At 38.3% G+C, this 6,176-nt stretch carries 3 protein-coding genes; 1 reads left to right on the top strand and 2 read right to left on the bottom strand.

The window, feature by feature from the left end; genetic code table 11:
• Positions 1-401: 401 nt before the first annotated feature.
• Positions 402-1,793, bottom strand: coding sequence for a RagB/SusD family nutrient uptake outer membrane protein (locus tag ABIQ28_RS10350; RefSeq protein WP_348036967.1), 1,392 nt, complete (start codon positions 1,791-1,793; stop codon positions 402-404).
• A gap of 6 nt (positions 1,794-1,799) precedes the next feature.
• Entirely contained in the window at positions 1,800-4,850 is a 3,051-nt protein-coding gene (locus tag ABIQ28_RS10345) for a TonB-dependent receptor (protein WP_348036965.1), read from the bottom strand.
• Between the two features lie 323 nt (positions 4,851-5,173).
• Here ABIQ28_RS10345 and ABIQ28_RS10340 point away from each other — a divergent pair.
• Positions 5,174-6,176 (top strand): aldehyde dehydrogenase family protein (locus ABIQ28_RS10340; protein WP_348036963.1); only part of this gene is annotated, 1,003 nt, incomplete at its 3' end.

Here is a 6,176-nt window from a genome sequence, read left to right as displayed (position 1 = left end):
TAATGAAATTTCTAGAAAACCCGGAAAAAGACTGGATTATTGATAAAGCTGAGCAAGAACAATTATCTTTTAATTGGTAGCTGATTTCGAAAAATCATAAAACACGAAAATTAAAATCAAGTGGTTTTATCTTTTATCGGACATTAATGATTTTTAAGTCACCATCAAAGGAATTTAATCGTTCGTCTCTAAAAGCTTTTTTAAAAAACACAGAACTAAGACTCAGAATACCACCAAAAGAAAAGCGATTGAAAATAGAATTAAATCTATTAACAACCGCTTATTCTTAAAGCCCTCAAGATTTAGTTGAGTTTGCTTTGGATAGCTAAATCTAAATTTGTTCTTTCACAGGTGAGGATCCAAAACAGTCAATTTCTAACTATGATGAAAATTTATAATTATTAATAACCAGGATTTTGCACAATATTTGAATTGGCATCAAGCTCAGCGCGGGGTATAGGGTGTATTCTTCGGAAATCTCCATAAGGAATTGTTTGTTGAATGTTCTGCTCTGGATCAACCTTAATGATGTCCAATTTTAACCGCTGTAGATCCCAAAAATATAGCCCTTCAAAAAGAAATTCTTTTCTTCTTTCTTTCAAAATATTGTCAATGGTTGCCACAGTGTAAGTTTCTGCATTTCTGTTTTCAGGAATCATATTTAAATAAGCAAGAGCCATTAGCGGTTCATTCAGCTTCATTTGGGCTTCGGCCATATTCAGAATCACCTCCTCGTACCTAAATAAGGTGACATTTGAACTTCTCTCTGGATATTTTCTTAGGTTTCTCAGCCTGAGGTTAGAGCCTACTTGTTCGGTTCCCAAAATATTCTTCCTTACATCGTTTGCGCTGTAAAGTAGATTATAGGCGTTCGGAGTCACAGAGATATCTCCATAAGAAGCGCCTCTATAAATGAATTCCAAGCCATTAATTCCTTCGTTATCAGTGCTATCAAAAGCCAGTTCAAATATTGAGTTTTTGGCACTACCAGTTGCAAAGGAGCTAACGTATTGGTCTTCAGTGATAATGGAGTATAGCTTGGAGTTGATAACCGCTAGTGAAGCATCTCTTGCAACTTCCCACATTTCAAACCAAACTGCCATTCTAGATTCTAATGCCTTTGAAGTATACTTAGAAATAAACACTTTTGAATCATCGAAAAAATCATCACTCATAAATTCAAAGGCGTTTTTAACATCAATAAACAATTGAGTTTTGTTGTCCACAATAGTTCCACGAGAAGGGATTCCATCCCCTGCTTTGAATTCCAGTAAATAAGGCACGCCTAAACCAGATCCACCATCAACATACTGTTGTCCATATACCTTAACAAGATCAAAATGTGCTAATGCTCTTATAGCATATGCTTGCCCTTGAAGATGTTTTGCATAGTCTCCATTTGCCGAAAAATCTTTGAGACTTGCAATATCCGTATTTATGATAATGTTCGCACTGGCAATGACTGCATAAGCATTGTCCCAAATATATTGACCATTTGAATTATAGGCAAATGTTGCTTCTGTTGTAAAACGACCAGATCTTCCATTAGCCCAGGTATTAGGAGTGCGGACTTCATTAGTTACAATATAGTCACGACCATAATACTCAAAGTTGGTCATTCTGTTATAGGCTCCTTTAAGGATGCCTTCAAGATCGGCAGTTGTAACAATTGCTTCACTGCCTTCTTTATTTTGTTCCAAGGTAGGGTTTAGGTCCTCAGTGGTGCACGAACCCATGAGCACAGGAATGGCTATGAGTAAGGTAAATACTATTTTATTGATTATTTTTTTCATAATATTTTAAAAATTAAAATTAACACCTAAAATGACGGATTTGGTGGGTGGAGTGAACATATCTGTGAATCCTGAAGCATTTACCTCAGGGTCCCATACAAGGTTATCATCCTTGACCCAGGTTAGCAAGTTTGTTCCACGAATATAGATTCTTCCATTATTTATGCCCGCAGCCTTGTTGATTTGATCAGAAAAATCATAACCAAAAGTTAGGTTTCTTAGTCTCGCAAAGGCTCCGTCGAATAGAAATTTGGAGTTGTATCTCCATGGCTCATAACTATTCTGTACTTTGGCATATCTTGTAACATCCCCTGGATTTTGCCATCTGTCTAATACCGTGTTTATGCCTTGATATAAATTAAGAGAATAGGCATTCCCTTGGTGGGTGTATAAATGCCAAGACTCATAAACTTTATGACCACCTTGGTAAAATCCGCTTGCGTCAATAAAGAAACCTTTATAATCTACATGAAAATTTAGGCCAGCAGTAACCTCGGGAAGTGCGCTTCCTCCCTGGAAAGCTTTTGCCGCCTGATTAAAGTTGGTAGTTGTTTCTCCGTCCTTTCCATTAAGATACCATTCATCAACTCCGGTATTAGGATTAACTCCCGACCATGTTGGCATATACCAGGCATATGCAGGTTCACCAACTTCTACGCGTTGGGTAACGGTGGTAATGGTGATGTCCTTCCCGGCAGCATCTTTAGCCAATTCTAGGACTTCATTCTTGTTAACTGCTATATTTCCTCCCAAGGTTAAATTAAAACCCTCTGATCTCACAATAGCATAACTCAATTCAGCTTCAAACCCTTTATTGCTCATTCGGCCAATATTCCTGGTTTGTTGATTAAACCCTGTGGTGAAAGATAATGGCACATCTAAAAGAAGATTCTTAGACTCTCTTGAGTAATAGGCTATAGATCCATCCAATCTGTTTTCCAAGAAGGCGAAATCGATGCCAAGATCAAGCGTGTGGCTCGTTTCCCAAGTTAAATCGCTATTTCCATATTGTGACGGGAAAGCAGCTGCAGTACCGCCGTAATTAGTGCTATATCCGAATAGAACCTGATATTTATTTAAATCAATATTTGCATTACCGGTGACGCCGTAAGAAGCACGTAATTTCAGCATGTTTACATTTGTATAGTCTTCCAAAAAGGCGGCTCTATGTAAGTTCCAGGCAGCACCAACGGAATAAAAATCACCCCATCGATTTTCAGGACTGAATCTTGAATTTCCCTCTCTTCTATAAGTTCCGTTTAACACATAGGTGTTATCGAAAGAGTAAGAAGCGGTTCCCATATAAGACGCAACTGACCAATCTGTAAATTGAGAAGATGCAAGAGTTGGAGAACCTGCTGACGCAAGATTTGATAATCCGTCAGTACCAAATTCTTCTCCATCTGCTTCTAACAAATACCTTCTGTTTTTTTGGTACTCCTGTAAAACGGTAAAGTCTAAAGAATGAGGACCTGTTAACCATTTATAATCCAATCTGTTTTGAAACACATAACTGGTAGAGCTATTGTGCGATTGATACCCATATCCATTGGTGCCCGCGCCATCACCGGATATTCGGTTTCTGTATCTTTTATAATTTGTAATGCGATAATCGATAGAAGCTCTACTGCTAAAGGATAAGTTTTCAACAGGAGTCTGCCAGGTTATAGAATTATTTGAAAGAATTCGGGTGAGCCTGTTGATATCAATATCATTTTCAGCAACCCACAAAGGGTTTGGCAAATTTGTATTAAGATTGATTGACCCATCTTTATTATAGGGTTCATAAGTGGGCGGCATAAAAAACTTAACTGCACGAGGAGAAGAGAAATAAGCGCTTCCTTCTAAAGTGCCATCCTGGTAACTGTGTGATGCCGTATTTGAAGTGCTAAATGATAGTTTCTCATTAAATTTCTTTGTAAGGTTTAATGATCCTGAAACACGTTGAAAATCTGAACCTATTACTGTGGCTTCTTGATCAAAATATCCAACGGAGGCATAAAAATTATGATCTTCTCCGCCTCCAGTGACTGAAAGGTTGTGTTCTTGAATAGGTGCATTACTATTGGTAATTACCTTTGCCCAATTGGCTTCAGGCCTTCCTGCCTCATTCCAAACCACATAATCGTTTCCGAATGAATTTAAATTATTGAGGTAAAATTGCTTTGCATCACCCTTAGTAAATCCATTACTGGCCCCATAACTATTATAGAGGGATTCATAAAACAACATTTCTCTTTCTGCTGCGGTCAGAACCTGCGGTCCTTTTATCGCGTCATTCGAATAACCAAAAGATGAACTTGCATTATAGGTCGTTTTTCCAGCTGCTCCATTTTTAGTGGTTATGACTATAACTCCATTTGCTCCACGTGCACCATAAGCCGCAGTTGAGGAAGCGTCCTTAAGAACTGTTATACTTGAAATATCGTTAGTATTCAAACTTGCCAGAGCAGACAGCGACGATCCACTAGCAGAACCACTCACGTTTTCATTCGTGATTGGGACGCCATCTATAACATAAAGAGGGCTGTTGCCCGCAGTAATGGAGCTTCTTCCTCTGATACGGATGTCAGCAGTAGCTCCAGGCGTACCCGAAGTCGTGCTCACATTCAATCCAGCCACTTTCCCCTGTAAAGCCTGATCAACAGAAACAGTGGTTGTCTGTCGTAATACTTCTGAGCCTAATTGAACTGCAGAACCTGTCATATCATCCTTTCGTTTTGATATGTACCCCATTATAATTACCTCCTCCAATGCTGCAGTGTCGACTAACATGGTAACATTTACATTGCTTGAGTTTCCAACGGTAATTTGTTGCATTGCAAATCCTACATACTTAAAGATCAAAATTTGTTCTTTAGAAGCCTGGATGGTAAAGTTACCATCAAAATCGGTTAAAGTACCTGAATTCGTTCCTTGAACTTGTACAGTTACACCTACCATAGGCAAGCCTTCTTCGTCGGTAACGGTTCCTGAAACGGCTTTTTGCTGCGCAAAGGTAAGTTGCGCCAACACCACTAATAAAAGGGTAAAAATTCCATTTAATTTTCTTTCCATTATGTTGATATTTTAAATTCTTATTTAACAAACATTATATATTTTTTTTAAATAAATCAACTTTTTAATCCTGAATATGTTAAATTTTTAACAATACGATATTATAGTATTAGTTGTGGATAATAGCCTATTATTATAATCAGGGTGATGCCTCTAAATTTGTTTTTATCAGAACATGTTTATCGGTTTTGAATACATATTTGTTTAGTGAACACGTGCGGTGGATTTCGGTGTATTCAATTCATCACATTCCATACAATAAAACACTCGTGCACTATATGAGTGTAAGTGATTGATATTCAGTTAATTTAAAGTCATTGCAAATGATAACAGGAAAAAATTATATCGGAAAAACGTTAAAAGCCAGTGGTGATAAAACACATCACACCATAAATCCGAAGCTTAATATTCAAAATCCAACAGCATTTTATGAAGCAACTTCTGATGAGGTTGATGAAGCTGTTGAATTGGCTTGGGGTGCATTTAAAATCTACAGAAAAGTTTCTGGTGCGAAAAGAGCAGCGTTTTTAAATGCTATTGCCGATGAGATATTGGCTTTGGATCAGGAATTAATTGATGCGTACACTTCAGAATCTGGATTGCCAGAAGGCAGAGCGATCGGCGAACGTGGAAGAACAATTTTTCAATTGCGCGCTTTCGCAGACTTGGTAGCAAATGAAGATTGGAGAGAGAACACAATTGACGAGGCAATGCCAGAAAGGGCGCCCATGCCTAAAGATGATTTAAGACGTACACTAATCCCACTAGGTCCAGTAGTGGTGTTTGCGGCAAGTAATTTTCCTTTGGCTTTTTCGACTGCAGGAGGAGATACCGCGAGCGCATTGGCCGCCGGATGCCCAGTTATTGTTAAGGCACATGCCATGCATTCAGGCACTGCTGAGTTAGTGGCTTCGGCCATTATTAAAGCAGCGGAAAAAACTGGAATGCCAAATGGCGTTTTTTCAAATATTATGGGACGTGGAAGAACGGTTGGGGTTAAATTAGTAAAGCACGATAAGGTTAAAGCAGTAGGCTTTACGGGAAGTATTTCAGGAGGTAGGGCTCTTTTCGATATAGCCTCTCAACGTAAAGTGCCAATTCCCGTTTTTGCTGAGATGGGAAGTATTAATCCTGTAATTATAACTTCAAAAGCCATAGAAAATAGGTCTGAAGCTGTTGCAACAGCTTTTGCTGGCTCTATTACTACGGGGGCAGGACAATTTTGTACCAAACCTGGATTGTTATTAACTATTGAAGATGATAAAACACAACAGTTCATCAACGATTTAGCTAAAAAAACAATAGCTATTGCTCCGCAGTATATGT

It is taken from the genome of Gelidibacter sp., assembly GCF_039916245.1.
In the GTDB taxonomy this organism is placed as follows: Bacteria; Bacteroidota; Bacteroidia; order Flavobacteriales; family Flavobacteriaceae; genus Gelidibacter.
Note: the sequence above shows the minus strand (reverse complement) of the source record. Positions and strands in the feature narration are given on the sequence as shown.

Bases quoted from the DNA above. Each gene is read 5' to 3' on its own strand.
- ABIQ28_RS10345 (WP_348036965.1), bottom strand. From the start codon at position 4,850: ATGGAAAGAAAATTAAATGGAATTTTTACCCTTTTATTAGTGGTGTTG.
- ABIQ28_RS10350 (WP_348036967.1), bottom strand. From the start codon at position 1,793: ATGAAAAAAATAATCAATAAAATAGTATTTACCTTACTCATAGCCATT.